Annotated in this window: 17 protein-coding genes and 1 pseudogene; 7 read left to right on the forward strand and 11 right to left on the reverse strand. The window is 60.7% G+C overall.

Translation table 11 applies throughout. The annotated features are described in order from the left end of the window. Nucleotides 1–54 precede the first annotated feature (54 nt). Nucleotides 55–1,707 carry a class I fumarate hydratase FumA gene (gene fumA / locus GT756_RS11580; RefSeq protein ID WP_032455985.1) on the forward strand — a complete coding sequence of 551 codons (1,653 nt, stop codon included), beginning with the start codon at nucleotides 55–57 and terminating at the stop codon, nucleotides 1,705–1,707. A gap of 164 nt (nucleotides 1,708–1,871) precedes the next feature. Beyond that, nucleotides 1,872–3,488, forward strand: a complete 1,617-nt coding sequence (locus GT756_RS11585; protein WP_160124797.1) for a mechanosensitive ion channel family protein — start codon at nucleotides 1,872–1,874, stop codon at nucleotides 3,486–3,488. Between the two features lie 621 nt (nucleotides 3,489–4,109). Here the strand turns inward: GT756_RS11585 and pcaC are convergent. From pcaC to GT756_RS11615, 6 genes are read right to left on the reverse strand one after another with little or no spacing between them, the layout of a single operon-like run. Beyond that, complete coding sequence (gene pcaC / locus GT756_RS11590) at nucleotides 4,110–4,499, reverse strand: 4-carboxymuconolactone decarboxylase (RefSeq protein ID WP_160124798.1); 390 nt, start codon at nucleotides 4,497–4,499, stop codon at nucleotides 4,110–4,112. Next, nucleotides 4,489–5,256, reverse strand: coding sequence for a 3-oxoadipate enol-lactonase (pcaD, locus tag GT756_RS11595; RefSeq protein ID WP_048294806.1), 768 nt, complete (start codon nucleotides 5,254–5,256; stop codon nucleotides 4,489–4,491). Before pcaD ends, pcaC begins: the two co-directional genes overlap by 11 nt. Beyond that, nucleotides 5,246–6,598 (reverse strand): 3-carboxy-cis,cis-muconate cycloisomerase, encoded by a 1,353-nt coding sequence (locus tag GT756_RS11600; protein WP_080935736.1) that lies wholly within the window; start codon nucleotides 6,596–6,598, stop codon nucleotides 5,246–5,248. Before GT756_RS11600 ends, pcaD begins: the two co-directional genes overlap by 11 nt. A gap of 9 nt (nucleotides 6,599–6,607) precedes the next feature. Next, on the reverse strand, nucleotides 6,608–7,810 hold the full coding sequence (gene pcaF / locus GT756_RS11605) for a 3-oxoadipyl-CoA thiolase (RefSeq protein ID WP_004887005.1): 1,203 nt from the start codon (nucleotides 7,808–7,810) through the stop codon (nucleotides 6,608–6,610). 10 nt (nucleotides 7,811–7,820) lie between these two features. After that, on the reverse strand, nucleotides 7,821–8,477 hold the full coding sequence (locus tag GT756_RS11610; protein WP_004887008.1) for a 3-oxoacid CoA-transferase subunit B: 657 nt from the start codon (nucleotides 8,475–8,477) through the stop codon (nucleotides 7,821–7,823). A 10-nt stretch (nucleotides 8,478–8,487) separates the two neighbouring features. Further along, nucleotides 8,488–9,174 (reverse strand): 3-oxoacid CoA-transferase subunit A, encoded by a 687-nt coding sequence (locus GT756_RS11615; RefSeq protein ID WP_004887011.1) that lies wholly within the window; start codon nucleotides 9,172–9,174, stop codon nucleotides 8,488–8,490. A gap of 169 nt (nucleotides 9,175–9,343) precedes the next feature. On the opposite strand from GT756_RS11615, the gene GT756_RS11620 reads away from it, so the two are divergent. Further along, on the forward strand, nucleotides 9,344–10,150 hold the full coding sequence (locus GT756_RS11620) for an IclR family transcriptional regulator C-terminal domain-containing protein (RefSeq protein WP_017898695.1): 807 nt from the start codon (nucleotides 9,344–9,346) through the stop codon (nucleotides 10,148–10,150). Here GT756_RS11620 and smrA read toward each other — a convergent pair. Both smrA and GT756_RS11630 read right to left on the reverse strand, forming a co-directional pair. Continuing rightward, on the reverse strand, nucleotides 10,147–10,710 hold the full coding sequence (smrA, locus tag GT756_RS11625; protein ID WP_004887017.1) for a DNA endonuclease SmrA: 564 nt from the start codon (nucleotides 10,708–10,710) through the stop codon (nucleotides 10,147–10,149). The genes GT756_RS11620 and smrA overlap by 4 nt on opposite strands. A 101-nt stretch (nucleotides 10,711–10,811) precedes the next feature. Beyond that, nucleotides 10,812–11,720 carry a LysR family transcriptional regulator gene (locus GT756_RS11630; protein ID WP_160124799.1) on the reverse strand — a complete coding sequence of 303 codons (909 nt, stop codon included), beginning with the start codon at nucleotides 11,718–11,720 and terminating at the stop codon, nucleotides 10,812–10,814. A gap of 166 nt (nucleotides 11,721–11,886) precedes the next feature. On the opposite strand from GT756_RS11630, the gene GT756_RS11635 reads away from it, so the two are divergent. The 4 genes and pseudogenes from GT756_RS11635 (at nucleotide 11,887) to GT756_RS11650 (ending at nucleotide 17,112) form a co-directional block, all read left to right on the forward strand. Further along, complete coding sequence (locus GT756_RS11635; RefSeq protein ID WP_080837690.1) at nucleotides 11,887–13,197, forward strand: M20 family metallo-hydrolase; 1,311 nt, start codon at nucleotides 11,887–11,889, stop codon at nucleotides 13,195–13,197. After that, the gene (locus GT756_RS11640) at nucleotides 13,197–14,642 is read left to right on the forward strand and encodes a M20 family metallopeptidase (RefSeq protein WP_048294800.1); all 1,446 of its coding nucleotides are present in this window, start codon (nucleotides 13,197–13,199) and stop codon (nucleotides 14,640–14,642) included. Before GT756_RS11635 ends, GT756_RS11640 begins: the two co-directional genes overlap by 1 nt. A gap of 122 nt (nucleotides 14,643–14,764) precedes the next feature. Then, nucleotides 14,765–15,847: pseudogene (locus tag GT756_RS11645) on the forward strand (AbgT family transporter); the annotation flags it as partial. Nucleotides 15,848–16,011: 164 nt separating this feature from the next. Further along, a complete protein-coding gene (locus tag GT756_RS11650; RefSeq protein ID WP_160124800.1) occupies nucleotides 16,012–17,112 on the forward strand; it encodes a site-specific integrase in 1,101 nt (366 codons plus the stop codon). A gap of 85 nt (nucleotides 17,113–17,197) precedes the next feature. Here the strand turns inward: GT756_RS11650 and GT756_RS11655 are convergent, their stop codons facing one another. The 3 genes from GT756_RS11655 to GT756_RS11665 all read right to left on the reverse strand — a co-directional run. Further along, nucleotides 17,198–17,515 carry a hypothetical protein gene (locus GT756_RS11655; RefSeq protein ID WP_160124801.1) on the reverse strand — a complete coding sequence of 106 codons (318 nt, stop codon included), beginning with the start codon at nucleotides 17,513–17,515 and terminating at the stop codon, nucleotides 17,198–17,200. Continuing rightward, on the reverse strand, nucleotides 17,515–17,754 hold the full coding sequence (locus GT756_RS11660) for a hypothetical protein (RefSeq protein WP_160124802.1): 240 nt from the start codon (nucleotides 17,752–17,754) through the stop codon (nucleotides 17,515–17,517). The genes GT756_RS11655 and GT756_RS11660 overlap by 1 nt, the downstream gene beginning before the upstream one ends. A 99-nt stretch (nucleotides 17,755–17,853) precedes the next feature. Next, a partial coding sequence (locus tag GT756_RS11665) for a hypothetical protein (protein ID WP_216846586.1) occupies nucleotides 17,854–18,411 on the reverse strand: 558 nt, incomplete at its 5' end.

Genomic DNA, 18,411 nt, shown 5'->3' on the forward strand with positions numbered 1-18,411 from the left:
TTCATAACCGCCGGGAGCACCCCGGCGGTTTTTATCTTTATGGAGTAAGTGATTATGTCGACTAAACCGTTTGTTTATCAGGATCCATTCCCGCTGGCGCACGACGATACCGAATACTATCTGCTCAGCAAAGAGCACGTCTCCGTCGCCGAGTTTGACGGCCAGGAAGTGCTGAAAGTGGAACCGCAGGCGCTGACCCTGCTGGCGCAACAGGCCTTCCACGATGCCGCCTTTATGCTGCGCGTCTCCCATCAGCAGCAGGTGGCCTCGATTCTGCTCGACCCGGAGGCCAGCGATAACGATAAGTATGTCGCCCTGCAGTTCCTGCGCAACTCGGAAATCGCCGCCAAAGGCGTCCTGCCCACCTGTCAGGACACCGGCACCGCCATCATCATGGGTAAAAAAGGCCAGCGCGTCTGGACCGGCGGCGGCGACGAAGCCGCCCTGGCGCAGGGCGTGTACAACACCTATACCGAAGATAACCTGCGCTACTCCCAGAACGCCCCGCTGGATATGTATAAAGAGGTCAACACCGGCACCAACCTGCCGGCGCAGATCGATCTCTACAGCGTCGACGGCGACGAATATAAATTCCTGTGCATGGCGAAAGGCGGCGGTTCCGCCAATAAAACCTATCTCTATCAGGAAACCAAAGCGCTGATCACCCCGGCGAAGCTGAAAAACTATCTGGTCGAGAAGATGCGCACCCTCGGTACCGCCGCCTGCCCGCCGTACCACATCGCCTTTGTCATCGGCGGGACTTCGGCGGAAGCGACGCTGAAGACCGTCAAGCTGGCCTCCACCCGCTACTACGACGGCCTGCCGACCGAAGGCAACGAGCACGGTCAGGCGTTCCGCGATGTGCAGCTTGAACAGGAACTGCTGCAGGAAGCGCAAAACCTCGGCCTCGGCGCGCAGTTCGGCGGCAAATACTTCGCCCACGATATCCGGGTGATCCGCCTGCCGCGCCACGGCGCCTCCTGTCCGATCGGCATGGGCGTCTCCTGCTCCGCCGACCGCAACATCAAAGCCAAAATCAACCGCGACGGCATCTGGATTGAGAAGCTGGAGAGCAATCCGGGGAAATATATCCCTGAACATCTGCGTCAGCAGGGCGAAGGCAAGGTGGTCAGCATCAACCTGAATCAGCCGATGAGCGAGATCCTGGCGCAACTATCTGCCCATCCGGTTTCCACCCGCCTGAGCCTCAACGGCACCATTATCGTCGCCCGCGATATCGCGCACGCTAAGCTGAAAGAGCTGCTCGACAACGGCGAGGAACTGCCGCAGTACGTGAAAGATCATCCGATCTACTACGCCGGCCCGGCCAAAACGCCTGCCGGTTACGCCTCCGGCTCCCTCGGCCCGACCACCGCTGGCCGCATGGACTCTTACGTCGATCTGCTGCAGTCCCACGGCGCGAGCATGGTGATGCTGGCGAAAGGCAACCGCAGCCAGCAGGTCACCGACGCCTGCCACCAACACGGCGGCTTCTACCTCGGCAGCATCGGCGGCCCGGCGGCGGTGCTGGCGCAACAGAGCATCAAGAGCCTCGAGTGCGTGGCCTACCCGGAACTGGGGATGGAGGCTATCTGGAAAATCGAAGTGGAAGATTTCCCGGCGTTTATTCTCGTCGACGATAAAGGCAACGATTTCTTCCAGCAGATCCAGAACAAGCAGTGCGCTGGCTGTAAACAGCACGGCTAACACCCCCTTCTGGCGCTAACAGCAGGCCGTCGCCGTTCAGGTGACGGCTTTTTTTATGCCCGCGCCGCGCCAGCTTGAATTCACTTCCTGCCAGGCTATGCTCAACTACAAGTCCTACCTTGCTTGCTGAAAAATAACAATAATTCTCTTTCTCAGGTGCTTCTATGAACAGGATAAGCGTGGTTATCCTCTGGGTACTGGCGCTGCTGGCGTTACAGCCGGCGCTGGCCGCAGAGCCTCGGCAGCAGCCAACCGCTCGCGAAAAGGCGCGCACGGTATATATTTTCCACCAGCCGGTAGTGATGTTGCAGGCGACCTTTGGCCAGACGACGCCAGAAGAGCGCGTGCTGCGCACCCGCAGCGCCCTGCGCGCATTTACCGAGGATGATATTCGCCAGCCGCTGCGGATCGTGCCGGTTATTCGCTATGGTCAGCCAGGACGGCTGTTTCTGATGAACGGCAAACCGGTGCTGCTGTTGAGCCAGGCGGATCTCGACGAAGGTGATGATTTAACCCTCGACCAGGCGGCCCAGCGGGTGCTGGCGCGGATGGAAGCCCAGCGCACCGGCCTGCAGGAACAGTTCAATCAACGCTATCTGCTGATCTCCGCCGGTAAGGCCCTCGCCGGGGCGCTGCTGCTGGCGCTGTTTTACTACGGCGCTTTCCGCGCCTGGCGGCGGGTACGGCGCTTTTTCCAGCTGCGGATCCTCGAAAAGCGCAGCGCTATTCCCCAGCACTGGCGGCGCTTTCTCGGCAATATCGAGGTCCGATTGTATGCCGCGCTGGCGATCCTCGTCGGTGTCCTGGCCTGTTACATCTGGCTGAGCTGGGCCTTCAGTCTGTTTCCCTGGACGCGCGTGTGGAGTGAATCGCTGGGTGACTGGTCGCTGGGGGTGATCCGCGATATCTCGCTGTCGATTGTCGCTTCCCTGCCGGGGCTGATGATCGTGGTGCTTATTTTTCTCATTACCTGGCTCATCATTCGCCTGGTGAAAGTGGTTCTCGACCAGGTCGCCGCCGGCCGCATTCAGGTTCCCGGCATTCATCCGGAGACTGTGAGCGCTACCCGTCGGCTTATCTCGGTGGTCATCTGGCTGTTCGCCCTCTCCGCCGCCTACCCGTTTCTTCCCGGCGCCAACTCCCTTGCCTTCAAGGGCATCAGCGTGTTCTTCGGCCTGATGCTGACCCTCGGCTCGACCGGGGTGATGACCCATGCGATGAGCGGCCTGGTGCTAATCTACTCCCGGGCGCTGCGTAAAGGCGACTGGATCCGCCTCGCTGACAATGAGGGACAGGTCAGCGAGATTGGCGTGCTGGCGACCAAGATCCTCACCCGTGAGAATTACATCGTGACGGTACCGAACGCGGTGGTGGTGAGCGGCAAGATTGTCAATCTCAGCGCCGAGAGCAGCGACGGCGGGTTCAATCTCACTACCAATGTCACCATCGGGTACGATACGCCCTGGCGCCAGGTTCATGCGCTGCTGGAGCTGGCGGCGAGACGCACCCCCGGGGTCGATCAGCAAATTGCGCCGGTGGTGCGTAAGCTGGGGTTGCTCGACTGGTACACCTCGTATGAGCTGCAGGTGCGCTTATTACCCGCGACGAAGCTGCCAGATGGCCGTAACGCGTTACACAGCAGCATTATTGATGTGTTTAACGAATTCGGGGTGCAGATTATGTCGCCGAACTATGTGATGCAGCCCCGAGCCGCAGTGGTGGTGCCGCAGGAAGCCTGGTACGCCGCCCCGGCTGTCGCGCCGCAGGAGCCTGAGAAATAAGGGTTAACGTAGCGGCAATGTCGCCGGGTGGCGGCTACGCCTTACCCGGCCTACGTACGTACGACCTGCCGTTAATTTATTCACCATTGTTGCTGAAACTGCCGATGCTGGCGGCCTCAACATCGCTGAGACGTTCCCGGAAGGCCGGGGCAGCCCGCATGGATGCGGGCTGAGGGCCGTGTTTTGCAGGGACGCTGCCTCGGCCCGACCCGAAGCCTGCAGGGATAAGTCGAAGGGACCGCGTAGCGGCGATTTTGCTGGCCGGAACCCGGGGGCACAGGGGGCGGCGGCGACTGGCCGCCCCCTGTGCGCTCCCTGCGCCATAAGAGACATAACGCAGAAGATCAACCGGGAGCGCAATCTGCCCGGAATTAACACAGGAGTGGTAGCCCCGCCAGGCGTAGTACGAACAGGGACATTTCCGGTTGTGCCGTTATTTCGCCGGGTGGCGGCAACGCCTTACCCGGCCTACGGGGTCTACAGGCGATCTTCGCTTCCCAGGCCCGGCAAGCGCTGCGCCGCCGGGCAATCTATCGGCGTCATACCCGCCATTATGCCGGGTGGCGGCTACGCCTTACCCGGCCTACAACAACTGCCGGGCAATCCGACTCGGACGACGACTTAACCCCGTCCGGCGTCGATGTCGTCAAACACCTGCTGCGCCAGATGCATCGTGGCATTGGCCGACGGCAGCCCGCAATACAGCGCAGAGTGCATGATCAGCTCTTTCAGCTCATCGCGGGTCACCCCATTGTTAAACGACGCGCGTAGATGCATCTTCAGCTCCGCCTCGCGATTGAGAGCGATCAGCATGGCAATGGTGATCATGCTGCGGGTGTGGTGGTCGAGCCCCGGACGCGTCCAGGTCTCACCCCAGGCGTAGCGGGTGATAAAGTCCTGAAACTCGTCATTCAACGGCGTCAGATGCTGCAGGGTACGGTCGACGTGGGCGTCGCCCAACACTTTGCGCCGCACCGCCATTCCGTCCTGGTAGCGCTGTTTATCCTCCATGGCGTTCTCCCTGGAAAAAGCTCAGCAGCGCTGAAGTAAAGCTTTTCGCCGCCTCAATGTTTGACAGATGCGATGCCGGCAGAACCACCACCTGGGAAGCGGGGATCTGCTGCTGCAGAAAATTGGCGTCAGCGACCGTGGTGACAGGGTCACTTTCCCCGGCGATGATTAATGTCGGCAGCGGGATCTTCCCCGCTTCGCCCCGCAGGTCGGCGGCGGCCAGCGCCTCACAGCAGGCGGCATAGCCTTCGGCATCGGTATGGGTCAGCTGGTGACACAGGGCCTCCACCACCTCCGGCGCCTTCTGGCGAAACGCGTGGGTGAACCAGCGGTCCGCCGCCCCGGCGGCCACCACCGCCATTCCTTCCTGGCGTACCGCCCGCGCCCGCGACAGCCAGCTGGCCTGATCGCCGATGCGCGCCGCGGTGTTGGCGACGGCCAGACCATAAAAACGCTCTGGCGCAAAGCGGCCCAGCCACAGACCGGTCAGACCGCCCATCGAAATCCCGCAGAACCAGGCCCGGTCGATATTCAGATGATCGAGCAGCGCAATTACATCTTCCCCCAGCTGGGCGAGGGTCACTTTGCCATTTTTCGTCGTTTTACCGTGGCCGTGGGTGTCGTAGCGCAGCACCCGGAAATGGGCGGTTAGCGCCTCAATCTGCGGCTGCCACATCGCCCGGGTGGTGCCCAGCGAGTTGGAGAGAACGATAACCGGCGCACCTTCCGGTCCGTCGAGTTGATAATCAAGATTCATCATGTTGCTCCTGATAACGCGCCAGCACCTGGCGCACAAAGCATTCGGCGCTGCCGGTCGCCGTTGCCGGGTCCAGCAGCGTGGTTAAACGTTCGCGGGAGAGATACTGGCTGACCTGCGGATCCGCCGCGAGCAGATCGACCAGCGGACAGAGGCGGTCCAGCGCCTGACGGCACAGCGCCTCAATATGATGATGCGCCTCGGCTTTGCCGATGAATTCCGCCAGCGCCAGGGTCACCGCCTCAGCCATAATCAACCCGTGGGTAATATCGAGGTCGGCGCGCATCTTCTGCGGGAAGACCTGCATGTCGCGCACCAGCGCCTCGCTTTGCGCCAGCGCCCCGCCCACCAGGGTAATCAGCTCCGGCAGGGTCTCCCACTCCGCCTGCCAGCCGCCCAGCGCCCGCTCGTGCTGCTGAATCTGGCTGGCGTAGAGGGTCGCCATCAGCCCCGGCGTGCGCTGGGCGGCGGTCAGGATCGCCGCGCAGGCCACCGGATTACGCTTATGCGGCATCGTCGACGAGCCGCCGCGCCCTTCCGCTACCGGCTCGCCCACCTCAGCCACTTCGGTCTGCATCAGCAGGGAGAAGTCGTTAGCGAATTTCCCCAGGGTGCCGCAGACGCCGGCGAACCAGGCGCCCGCCTCCAGCAGCCGATCGCGCTGGCTGTGCCACGGGGTGTCCGGCAGCGTCAGACCAAGATTCTGCGCCAGCGCCTGGCCAACCGCCGGCCCTTTCTCTTTTAGCGCGTCCAGGGTCCCCGCGGCGCCGCCGAACTGCAGCACCAGCAGACGCGGACGCATCTCGCGCAGCCGCTGCTGCCAGCGCAGGAGCGCGTCGAGGGTACCCGCCAGCTTCAGGCCAAAGGTCACCGGCAGCGCGTGCTGCATCCAGGTCCGGCCCGGCATCACGGTATCGCGATAACGATCCGCCTGGAGAGCCAGGGCCGCCAACAGCTGCTCAAGCAGGGTCTCAGCGGCCTCCAGCGCCCCGCGCAGCTGGAGCACCAGACCTGTGTCGATGGCGTCCTGACTGGTGGCGCCCCAGTGAACGTAGCGCGCGGCGTCCGGATCCCGCGCTTTTACCTGGGCCGTCAGCTGTTTCACCAGCGGGATCGCCAGGTTACCCGCCCCCACCGCCGCCTCGCCGAGGGCGGTAAAATCGATCGCCTCGTGGCGGCAGGCGGCGACAATCGGCCCGACCGCCGCCGTCGGCACCATGCCGCAGGCGGCCTGCGCCTGGGCCAGCGCCGCTTCAAAATCCAGCATGCCCTGCACCCGCTGCGCGTCGCTGAACCAGTCGGTCAGCGGACTGCTGCGCAACATCGGGGTCAACAAACTCATTCTGGCTCCTTAAACACGTTCAATAATCAGGGCGATCCCCTGCCCGACGCCGATGCACATGGTGCACAGCGCGTAGCGGCCGCCGGTCCGTTTCAGCTGGTAAGCCGCGGTCATCGCCAGGCGGCCGCCGGAGGCGCCGAGCGGATGCCCCAGGGCGATCGCCCCGCCGTTGGGGTTCACATGGGCGGCATCGTCCGGTAAGCCCAAATCGCGGGTCACCGCCAGCGCCTGGGCGGCGAAGGCTTCATTCAGCTCGATGACATCCATCTGGGCTAACGTCAGGCCGGTCTGCGCCAGCACCTTCCGCACCGCCGGCGCCGGGCCAAAGCCCATAATGCGCGGCGCCACCCCCGCCGTCGCCACGCCGACCACCCGGGCCAGCGGTTGAAGATCGTTGGCCGCCAGCGCGGTTTCGCTGGCCAGCAGCAGCGCGCAGGCACCATCGTTAACGCCGGAGGCATTGCCGGCGGTGACGCTGCCGTCGGCGCGCACCACGCCGCGCAGTTTAGCCAGCGCCTCCAGCGAGGTGCTGCGCGGGTGTTCATCGCGGCTAAACCGCAGCGGCTCGCCTTTACGCTGCGGCACCTGGACGGCGATCAGCTCATCGGCGAAACGTCCCGCCTCCTGGGCCGCGGCGGCGCGCAGTTGACTGCGCAAGGCGAACGCGTCCTGATCGGCGCGGGAAATGGCAAACTCATCGGCGACGTTTTCCGCCGTCTCCGGCATGGAATGGACACCGTACAAGGCTTTCATCTGCGGGTTAATAAAGCGCCAGCCGATGGTGGTATCTTCCATCTGCATGTTGCGGCTAAAGGCGCTCTCCGCTTTACCCATCACAAACGGCGCCCGGGACATGCTCTCCACCCCGCCGGCGATCATCAGCTGCGTTTCACCGCTTTTAATCGCCCGCGCCGCGACGCCGATCGCGTCGAGGCTGGAGCCACACAGGCGGTTGATGGTGCTACCGGGCACGCTCTCCGGCAGCCCGGCCAGCAGCAGCGCCATGCGCGCCACGTTGCGGTTGTCTTCCCCGGCCTGGTTGGCGCAGCCCAGAATCACATCGTCAATGCGCGAGGGATCCAGCCCCGGGTTACGCTCCAGCAGCGCTTTCAGCGGCAGCGCCGCGAGGTCGTCGGCGCGCATCGTCGCCAGAGTACCACCAAAACGGCCAAAGGGTGTACGCACCGCATCACAGATAAATGCCTGATTCATCATAGGTTCCTTACGCGCTTTCCGCCAGTTGTTCAAAGGTCAGCGTCACCGGAGTGATGCGCTGCAGCTCTTCAAAAGAGAGACCGTTAAAGATTTCCCGCACCACCGGGCCGCGGTCGGTAATGTCGATCACCGCCAGGTCGGTATAGATCCGGCTAACGCAGCCGACCCCTGTCAGCGGATAGCTGCACTGTTCCACCAGCTTGCACTCGCCGTCGCGGGTCAGATGGTCCATCATCACAAACACCTGGCGAGCGCCGATGGCCAGATCCATCGCCCCGCCGACCGCCGGGATAGCGTCCGGCGCGCCGGTGCTCCAGTTGGCGAGATCGCCGCTGGCGGAGACCTGATAGGCCCCCAACACGCAGATATCGAGATGGCCGCCGCGCATCATGGCAAAGGAGTCGCCATGGTGGAAATAGCAGCCGCCCTGCAGGAGGGTGACGTACTCTTTTCCGGCATTGATCAGCTCCGGATCTTCTTCGCCAGGCAGCGGTTTCGGCCCCATGCCCAGCAGGCCGTTCTCGCTATGCAGGAACACCTCTTTGTCGGCGGGCAGGTAATTGGCAATCCGGGTCGGCAGGCCAATACCGAGGTTAACGTAAGCGCCTTCGGGGATATCGCGGGCCACGCGTTGGGCCATTTCGTCACGGGTCAGTTTTTGCATCTCGGGCTCCTCAGGCGCGTTGTGCGGCAGTCAGGTTTTCCAGCGAGAAGAGGCGCTGGACGAAAATGCCGGGGGTGATAATGTGTTCAGGGTCGAGGTCGCCCAGCGACACCAGCTGCGAGACTTCAACGATGGTGGTTTTCGCCGCCGTCGCCATAATCGGGCCAAAGTTGCGTGCCGCCTTGCGATACACCAGGTTGCCCCAACGGTCGCCCTGGTGAGCTTTAATCAGCGCGAAATCGGCTTTGATCGGATACTCCAGCACATAGTGGCGGCCGTCGATTTCCCGTGTCTCCTTCCCTTCCGCCAGCGGCGTGCCGTAGCCGGTGGGGGTAAAGACCGCGCCCAGCCCTGCGCCGGCGGCCTGGATCCGCGCCGCGAGGTTGCCCTGCGGCACCAGCTCAAGCTCCACTTTGCCGCGGCGATAGAGGTCATCAAAAATCTGTGAATCGACCTGGCGCGGGAAGGAGCAGATCATTTTGCGCACTCGGCCAGCCTTCAGCAGCGCCGCGAGCCCCACTTCGCCGTTACCGGCGTTGTTGTTAATGATGGTCAGGTCGCGGGCGCCCTGGTCTATCAGGGCGTCAATCAGAAAGGTCGGCTGGCCGGCAGGACCAAAGCCGCCGATCATAATAGTCGCCCCGTCGTGGATCCCGGCGATGGCCTCGCTCAGCGTCGATACGCTTTTATCAATCATCAGGTCGCTCCATTGATGTGCGGTAATCGCACTTTTATTCGTTGTTCGCACAAAATGTGACCCGCTTAACGATGTCGGTCAAGGGCGATAATCGAAATATGGTGCGATAATCGAACATCGGTTATCTTTAGCGAAAGAATGTGATCGATGGCAAATATGGGGAACAGAAATGGATAAGCATCCAGACGATTTACTGACCGGCGACGGCGATCCGTTTAAGGGCGATCCTAACTTTATGGCCTCGCTGGCGCGCGGCCTGGAGGTCATTCAGGCATTCACGCCGCAGCGGCCCCTGCTGTCTATCTCACAGATCAGTCAGAAGACCGGTATTCCGCGCGCCGCGGTGCGCCGCTGCCTGTATACCCTGAGCAAGCTGGGGTTCGTCTATGCCGAAGACGGTAAAAACTTTCAGCTACGGCCGCGGATCCTGGCCCTCGGTCACGCCTGGCTGGCCTCGACGCCGCTGGCGCGTTCGGCGCAGCCGGTGCTGCGGCATCTGAGCGAAATGCTCAACGAGTCCTGCTCCATCGCCACCCTCGATGGCGACGATATTCTGTATATCGCCCGCGCCTCCAGCTCGCGGATCATGACCATCGACCTCGATATCGGCAGCCGCCTTCCGGCGTGGGCGACCTCGATGGGCCGGGTGCTGCTCAGCCATCAGCCAGAGGAGAAGCTCAACGATATGCTGGCCAGGGTAACCATGATCCGCTATACCCCGCAGACGGTGGACTCGGTGGCGAAGCTGCGCACCGAGCTGAAACGGGTGCATCAACAGGGGTATGCCCTCAACGATCAGGAGCTGGAGATGGGCCTGCGCTCCCTCGCGGTACCGCTGTTTAACGCCCAGGGTCAGGTGCAGGCGGCGCTGAACGTCGGGGTGCATGCGGGCCAGATGTCGGCCCGCGAAATGATCGACCGCGTGCTGCCGGAGCTGCAAAAAGCCGCCCGCGAGCTGACGCTGCTGATGCGCTAACGGCTGCGCTTGGCGTGCTGCTCCCAGGTTTCCTGCTTCGCTTCGGCCGATTTACGCAGCGCGACATAGCAGGCGCCGCTGCCGCCGTGGTGCGGAAGCGCGGCGCAGAAGGCCTGCACCTCCGGCAACTCTTCCAGCCAGCGCGCCAGATAGCTGCGGATGATATTGGCGTGGGACTGATCGTCGCGGCCTTTGCCGTGAACGATCAGCACATTGCGTAACCCCTCTTTCTGCGCCTGCACCATAAAGGCGAAGAGCATCTGCCGGCACTGCTCCACCGGCTGGCGCAGCAGGGAGAGGCTCGCCTGCTGGCCGTATTTCCCCCGCCGCAGCTTATCCAGCACGCCGCTCTGCAGCCCTTCGCGCTTAAACTCCAGCGGCGTGGCGAGCGGTACGATATCGAGATAGCCGGTAGTGAGAAAATTATCCAGTTGCAGGGTGTCGACGCGCTGCGGGGCGCGACTGTTGCGCCCGGGATGCCAGTGCACGTCATTGTTACGTTTCAGGGGCTGGACATCTTCCATGGCGTCAAGAAACAGGGATTTGTCATCAAGGTTCATGGGCTCTCCTCCAGCGGCTGTCGCCAGCTACTATAGCCGCCTCGTGCTCCCCCCTCAATGCGTTTATCCCCGTCTGCTGGCAAAGTGAGCGCGACGGGCGGTTAAGGAAACCATTGTCGACTCTGGCGGCGAAACAGGGTGATCAATGACGCCGTTAGCGGCGTCTGTCGGGTGTCGCGCCGCTGGATCAGAAAATAGGCCGCCGTCGGCAACGCTTCGCGGACGGGGATCATCATCAGCTTGTCCGCCATCAGCGGATCGTTGCCGAGCTCCACCGGCAGGATACTGAGAAAATCGCTTTTCACCACCAGGCTGATGCACGACGAGAAGGTCTCGCACACAATATTCACCTTTGGCGCCAGCCCGGCCTGATTAAACCTGTCCTGCAGCTGTTTAAAGTAGCTGCCGCGCGGCGTCGGCATGGTCCAGTGGTGATCCATCAGCTCCACCAGCGAGGTGGCCTGCGCCGCCGGATGCCCCGCGCGAGCGAACACTGCGAACGGTTTCTCAAACAGTTTTTCAAAGCTGAACTCATGATCATATGGCCCGGGATAGTAGGTATTGATGGTGAAATCCAGCTCTCCCTGGCGCAGCTCATTGATCATCGCCAGCAGCTGGCCCTCCGTGATCCGCACCTTCACCTGAGGATGCTGCTGATGAAAGCGGCAGATCACCGACGGCATCAGCGACCGGGCGACGCTGGCGCCAAGGCCAATATTGATCTGCCCGGCCTGCTCTCCCTGACGCTGCAGCAGTTCATCCTGCGCCGCCCGCAGCTCCTCAAGGATCAGGCTCGCATGTTGATAAAAACTTTCGCCATTGTCAGTCAGCGCCACCCCCTGGCGGCGGCGGACGAACAACTGAGCGGAAAGCCCCTCCTCGAGCTCTTTAATCGCTTTGGTCAAGGCCGGCTGCGAGATCGCCAGCGAGCGGCTGGCGCCGCGAATACTCCCTTCCCGGGCCACCTCGACGAAGGCGCGAATTTGATGAAATTTGATCTGAAAGGCCATGCTTTTGGTGATAACCGTTGTTTATCAGACGCAAGAAAATGACATCTACTGTAATCCATCAAGCTGTGGCAGGTTAAGAGCGTTAAGGCCTGTAGCGTGTCAGTGATAAATAAAAGCTATCACATCGTGAACGCCATCACATTTTTTACTTATGACAGGATAAGCTATGCCGCAACTTGATGAATACCTGCGCCAGCTGGCGCCAGCCATGACCCAATGGCGCCGCGATTTTCACATGCACGCTGAATCCGGCTGGCTGGAGTTTCGCACCGCCAGTAAGGTGGCGGAGATCCTCGACGGGCTCGGCTACCAGCTGGCGCTGGGGCGCGACGTCATCGATGCCGACAGCCGGATGGGGCTGCCGGATGAGGAGACCCTGGCCCAGGCTTTCGAGCGCGCCCGCGAGCAAGGGGCGCCGGAACGCTGGTTGCCGGCGTTTGAAGGCGGGTTCGCCGGCGTGGTGGCGACGCTCGACACCGGACGTCCCGGCCCAACCCTGGCCTTTCGCGTCGACATGGACGCCCTCGACCTCAATGAGCAGCACGATGACAGCCATCGCCCCCATCGCGACCATTTCGCCTCCTGCAACGCCGGCATGATGCACGCCTGCGGCCACGATGGGCATACCGCCATCGGGCTGGGGCTGGCGCATGTGCTCAAGCAGTATGTCGCCCAGCTCAATGGCGTCATTAAACTGATTTTCCAGCCTGCTGAAGAGGGTACCCGCGGCGCCCGCGCGATGGTGGCCGCCGGCGTGGTGGACGAGGTGGACTATTTTACCGCCATCCATATCGGCACCGGCGTCCCGGTCGGCACCGTGGTGTGCGGTGGCGACAACTTTATGGCCACCACCAAATTCGATGTGCAGTTCAGCGGCGTGGCCGCTCATGCCGGCGGCAAGCCTGAAGATGGGCGCAACGCGCTGCTCGCCGCCGCCCAGGCCGCCCTTGCCCTGCACGCCATCCCACCGCACAGCGCCGGCGCTTCGCGGGTCAACGTCGGGGTGATGCAGGCCGGCACCGGACGCAACGTGGTGCCCTCCTCGGCTCTGTTAAAAGTGGAAACCCGCGGCGAAAGCGAAGCCATCAACCAGTATGTTTTTGACCGGGCGCAGCACGTCATCGCCGGGGCCGCGGCGATGTATCAAGCCGGGTACGAGTTACGCATGATGGGGGCCGCCACCGCCAGCGCCCCGTCGCCGGCGTGGGTGGCGTACCTGCGCGAACAGGCCGCGCGGGTGCCCGGCGTGCAGCAGGCGGTGGATCGCATCGCCGCCCCGGCGGGATCGGAAGACGCCACCCTGATGATGGCCCGGGTCCAGGCGCGCGGCGGCCTTGCGTCATACATGATATTCGGCACCGAACTGAGCGCCGGTCATCACAACGAGAAGTTTGACTTCGACGAGAGCGTAATGACGGTCGCGGTCGACACCCTGGCGCGCGTCGCGCTTAACTTTCCCTGGCAGCGGGGGGTGTGATGGACCCGATTTTTCAGTTTGTTGAAGAGGTGATTGAGGCAAGCCGCGAGACCTATTGCGCCATCGCCGATGATATCTGGGACCACCCGGAGACGCGCTTTGAGGAATTCTGGTCCGCCCGGCGGCTGGCGGACGCCCTGGAAGCGGAAGGTTTCCAGCTGACCCGTGATGCTGGCGGGATCCCCAATGCTTTTATCGCCAGCGTCGGCGAGGGCCAACCGGTTATTGCCCTGCTGGGCGAGTTTGACGCCCTGGCGGGTCTCAGCCAACAGGCCCATTGCGCGGAGCCGACATCGTCAACGCCGGGGGGCAACGGTCACGGCTGCGGGCACAATCTGCTCGGGACAGCGGCTTTCGCCGCGGCGGTTGCCGCCAAAAAATGGCTGCAGCAGCACGGCGGCGCGGGCACCCTGCGCTTCTACGGTTGCCCGGGGGAAGAAGGCGGCTCGGGCAAAACGTTCATGGTGCGCGAAGGGCTGTTTGATGACGTCGATGCGGCGCTGACCTGGCATCCGGAGGCCTGGGCCGGGATGTTCAGCACCCGCACTCTCGCCAACATTCAGGCGGCGTGGCGCTTTACCGGCACCGCCGCCCACGCCGCCAATTCGCCGCACCTGGGGCGAAGCGCCCTGGACGCGGTCACCCTGATGACCACCGGCAGTAACTTCCTGAATGAACATATTATCGAAAAGGCGCGGGTTCATTACGCCATTACCGATACCGGCGGCGTCTCGCCCAACGTCGTCCAGGCCCAGGCGGAAGTGCTGTATCTGATCCGCGCCCCGGAGATGGCAGATGTAGAACAGATCTTCGCCCGCATTGAGAAGATTGCCCAGGGGGCCGCGCTAATGACCGAGACCCACGTCAGCTGCCGCTTTGAAAAAGCCTGTTCCAGCTATCTGCCCAACCGCACGCTCGAAGCGGCGATGTATCAGGCGGTAGCGCATTACGGCACGCCGGCATGGAGCGACGACGATCGCGCCTTTGCCGCGGCGATCCGCGCCACTCTCAGCGCCAACGATATCAACAACAGCCTGAACAATATCGCCGGCACCGGCGGCGAGGCGGGGAAAACCTTCGCTCGTCGCCACCGCGATACGCTGCTGATTGATGAGGTGGCGCCGTGGGCGGCCACGGATACGATTCTCGCCGGCTCCACCGACGTCGGCGACGTCAGCTGGAAAGCGCCGGTGGCCCAATGCTTCAGCCCCTGCTTCGCGGTGGGTACCCCGCTGCACAGCTGGCAGCTGGTGAGCCAGGGACGCACCGCCATCGCCCATAAAGGGATGCTGCTGGCGGGGAAAGTCCTCGCGGCGACGGCGATCCGTTTATTCAGCGACCGCGCGCTGCTGGAGGCCAGCCAGCGAGAGCTCAGGCAGGCGCTGGCCGAACATCCTTACCGCTGCCCGATTCCGGCGGAGGTGAGACCGTCGGTTTTACGATAACCATAAGACCAGACCGCTCCTGACAGACGCTGACCGGCATAGCGGCACGCACCGACCATAATAATCGCCGGCAGTACGGGAGCAGGCCTGCCCAACACAACAACGACAACAGAGGAACGCCCATGAGTATGTCATCCATACCGTCGCCTTCCCCCGCCGGAAAGCGCTATGGCTGGGTAGAGAAGATCGGTAATAAGGTCCCGCACCCGTTTTTGCTGTTTATCTATCTTATCGTGGCGCTGATCGCCGCCACGGCGATACTCTCCGCCTTCAACGTCGGGGTGCAAAACCCTGCGGACGGGTCGCGGGTGGTGGTCAAAAACCTGCTCAGCGTGGAAGGGCTGCACTGGTTTTTACCGAACGTGATTAAAAACTTCAGCGGTTTCGCGCCGCTGGGGGCGATCCTCGCCCTGGTGTTGGGCGCCGGCTTTGCCGAGCGGGTGGGCCTGTTGCCCGCGCTGATGGTCAAGATGGCCTCCCACGTTAGCGCCCGTTATGCCAGCTATATGGTGCTATTCATCGCCTTTTTCAGCCATATCTCTTCCGACGCCGCGCTGGTGATCATGCCGCCGCTGGGGGCGCTGATGTTTCTCGCTGTCGGTCGGCATCCGGTCGCCGGCCTGCTGGCGGCGATAGCCGGCGTGGGCTGCGGCTTTACCGCCAATTTACTGATCGTCACCACCGACGTGCTGCTCTCCGGGATCAGCACCGAGGCGGCCAAATCCATCGATGCCTCTCTGCACGTCAGCGTGATCGACAACTGGTACTTTATGGCGACCTCGGTGATCCTCCTGACCCTCGTCGGCGGTTTAATCACTGACAAGCTGGTGGAGCCGAGGCTGGGACAGTGGCAAGGCAGCCGCGACGAAAAGCTGCAAACCCTGACCACTGAGGAGCGTTTCGGCCTGCGCATCGCCGGCGTGGCGACGCTGGCGTTCGTGGCGGTCATCGCCCTGATGGTGGTTCCTGAAAACGGCATTCTTCGCGATCCGGTTCAGCACACGGTGATGCCCTCGCCGTTTATCAAAGGCATCGTGCCGCTGATCATCTTTTTCTTCTTTGTCGTGTCGCTGGCTTACGGCATCGCCACTGGCAAAATTCGCCGTCAGGCCGATCTGCCGCAGTTGATGATTGAGCCGATGAAAGAGATGGCCGGATTTATCGTGATGGTCTTCCCGCTGGCGCAGTTCGTGGCGATGTTCAATCGTAGCCACAAATCAGACACTATAAAATATATATAATAATATCAGTTATATATAAAATTATACTGGATGTCTAGACAGTTATATTTTAGTCTATTTTTACCCGTTTTAACCCATTCTGTTGTTATCAGCACCCCATACAGCACCCCACAGTTGAAGGTTTGGATATGGCTTTCTTCACCATAGAAAAAAGATTACGCAGTGATGGAACTGCCCGTTATCGCTGTACTGTAGCCGTTAAACAAAATGGTAAGTACGTCCACCGGGAGAACAAAACCTTCTCCAAGAACACCCTAGCGAAGTCCTGGGGTGCTAAACGTGTAGCATACATTGAAGAGCATGGTCTCCCAGAGCCAGACAAAGAGATGAAAGAGATCTCTGTTATAACTGTTGGTGACCTGCTTACTCAGTATGAAAACCACCCAAACATAACGCTCGGCGCATCAAAAAGAAGCTCTCTCCGCATCCTTGGCCGTTCCTTTCTGGCAGAAATTACACTTGCGGAGTTGACCGCAAAACATATTATCGAGCACTGCCAGACCCGAAAAGCACAAGGACTTGCGCCATCCACCATATCTCAGGACGTATCGTATTTAAGTGTTGTGCTTGAAGCGGCTAAGCCTCTTTTCGGCGCCCCAGCTAATTTGAACGAATTATCTGACGCTAAAGTTTGGTTGAGAAATATGGGGATCACAGGCCCTTCACAGCGCCGCAGTCGCCGGGCAAGTACTTCTGAGGTTGATCGTCTGTATGAAGTTCTTAAAGTTAAGGCCGAAACTGCATACACCGGGGCGCCATTACATCAAATATTTATGTTTTCCATACTCACATGCATGAGGGTTGGCGAGGTTTGTCGTCTCCTCTGGGATGATGTAGACGAAATTCAACGTTCAGTGATCGTTAGAGACAGGAAGGACCCGAGGAAAAAAATTGGCAACCACATGTTAGTGCCCTTGCTTGGTGATGCCTGGAGGATATTGACGATGCAGCCTCGTGTTGACGACAGGGTATTCCCGTTCAATCCGAAAAGCATAACAGCCATGTATCGGCGCGTTCGTGACGAGTTGGGGATTGAGGATTTGAGGTATCACGATCTACGCCGCGAAGGGGCTAGTCGTCTGTTTGAGGCAGGATTCAGTATTGAAGAGGTCGCGCAGGTCACTGGACATCGTTCACTGAATATATTGTGGCAGGTTTATACTGAGCTATTTCCGAAAACGCTGCATGATAAATTCGATAAATTACAGAAAGAAAAGGCCATTAAGTAGACTGATGGCAGCATCCGGCGCTGTCTAGTCCCGGTGAAAACTACTACTTCAATTACTGAAATAGCAAAGTGTTCACCGGCCCCAACTAAACAACAGCATTGTCCTGGCGAACATCGCAGATAGTAAAAGTCACTACACCGATGACAGTAACATCGTCAAGGGCTTCACCCTCGATCGCTTCTCCATCTTCGGTAATCAGTGACTTTCCTCTCAGCGTGGCAAGCTCCGTCCCGCCGCCGTGCTGGATCAGAACCTGACAACCCTGCTTTGGCTTCAGGGAGATATCCAGTACAATGTAACCACCAGAACGCTCGAAAACTAGCGTGTTTGGACCTACATTGCAGATCGAGTTAACAGACAGACGCTGCTCGACGTAGTCTGACGCCGGCGAAGGAAAGCCCATCAGATGACCCTCCCCATGTCGGCCATCATCCACAGCCTGTTTTCGTTATGGTCCGGCGTCTTATCGACAAAATACGTCTGCTCGCGAGCGATCCAGGAATTCGCCTCCACCTCGGAAAAGTGGATGCCACGCCGGCGCAGCGCGGTAACGAAGTCGCGGGTGTGAAGGTACTGGAACCCCTTGGAACTGCGCAAAATGGACTCGCGAAAAGCCGCTGCGATGTCTGACTGACGGTGCATGATCTGCCTCCGATAAACACTGTTTTTATATACAGTAGTTTTTATAGGCCAGCAGATCAATGCTGGTAATCCCTATCAATCACCACAACAGGAATCGACTTATGAGAAGCGGGAACCGATCGAGGAAGAGTCTGCCGCGAGAATTTGTGCAGTTGTCAGTGTGGTTGCCGTCGGGTCATCTTTGCGGGCACGATAGAAACTACCAGCCCAGGAAAGCGGGAACACAGACGAAGTGCCGATATATTTCTGCGTTGGTGCATCTGGCACGGTTGTAGCCACAGCCGCATAACCCGACGCATACGCCACCACACCATCGATATACACTGTTAACTGCTGTTGTGTGCCATCGCTACTCAGTTGTAGCTCAAAAGCAACCTGGTGAAGCGCGTTGTCATAAATGGACGCCAGCGCTGAGGCCAGGCCGCTGTAGTTTTTACCGCGCGCATGAACGCTAATTGACGCCGGAGCCGCGTCAGTTGCTGGGTTGCATATCAGCGTCAGCATAGACTTAGATACATCGTTAATCGTTGTAGTTGAGAAACTCAGCGTTTGGTTATTTCCGCTGGATACCGTCCCCGCACCACGATTGGACATTTTCAGCCATACCGTTACGAGCCAGTGAGTATCTGACGGCTGTGGTGCTATAGCGTCCGGGAG

Source organism: Klebsiella sp. Q2 (assembly GCF_009900705.1).
In the GTDB taxonomy this organism is placed as follows: Bacteria; Pseudomonadota; Gammaproteobacteria; order Enterobacterales; family Enterobacteriaceae; genus Klebsiella; species Klebsiella quasipneumoniae.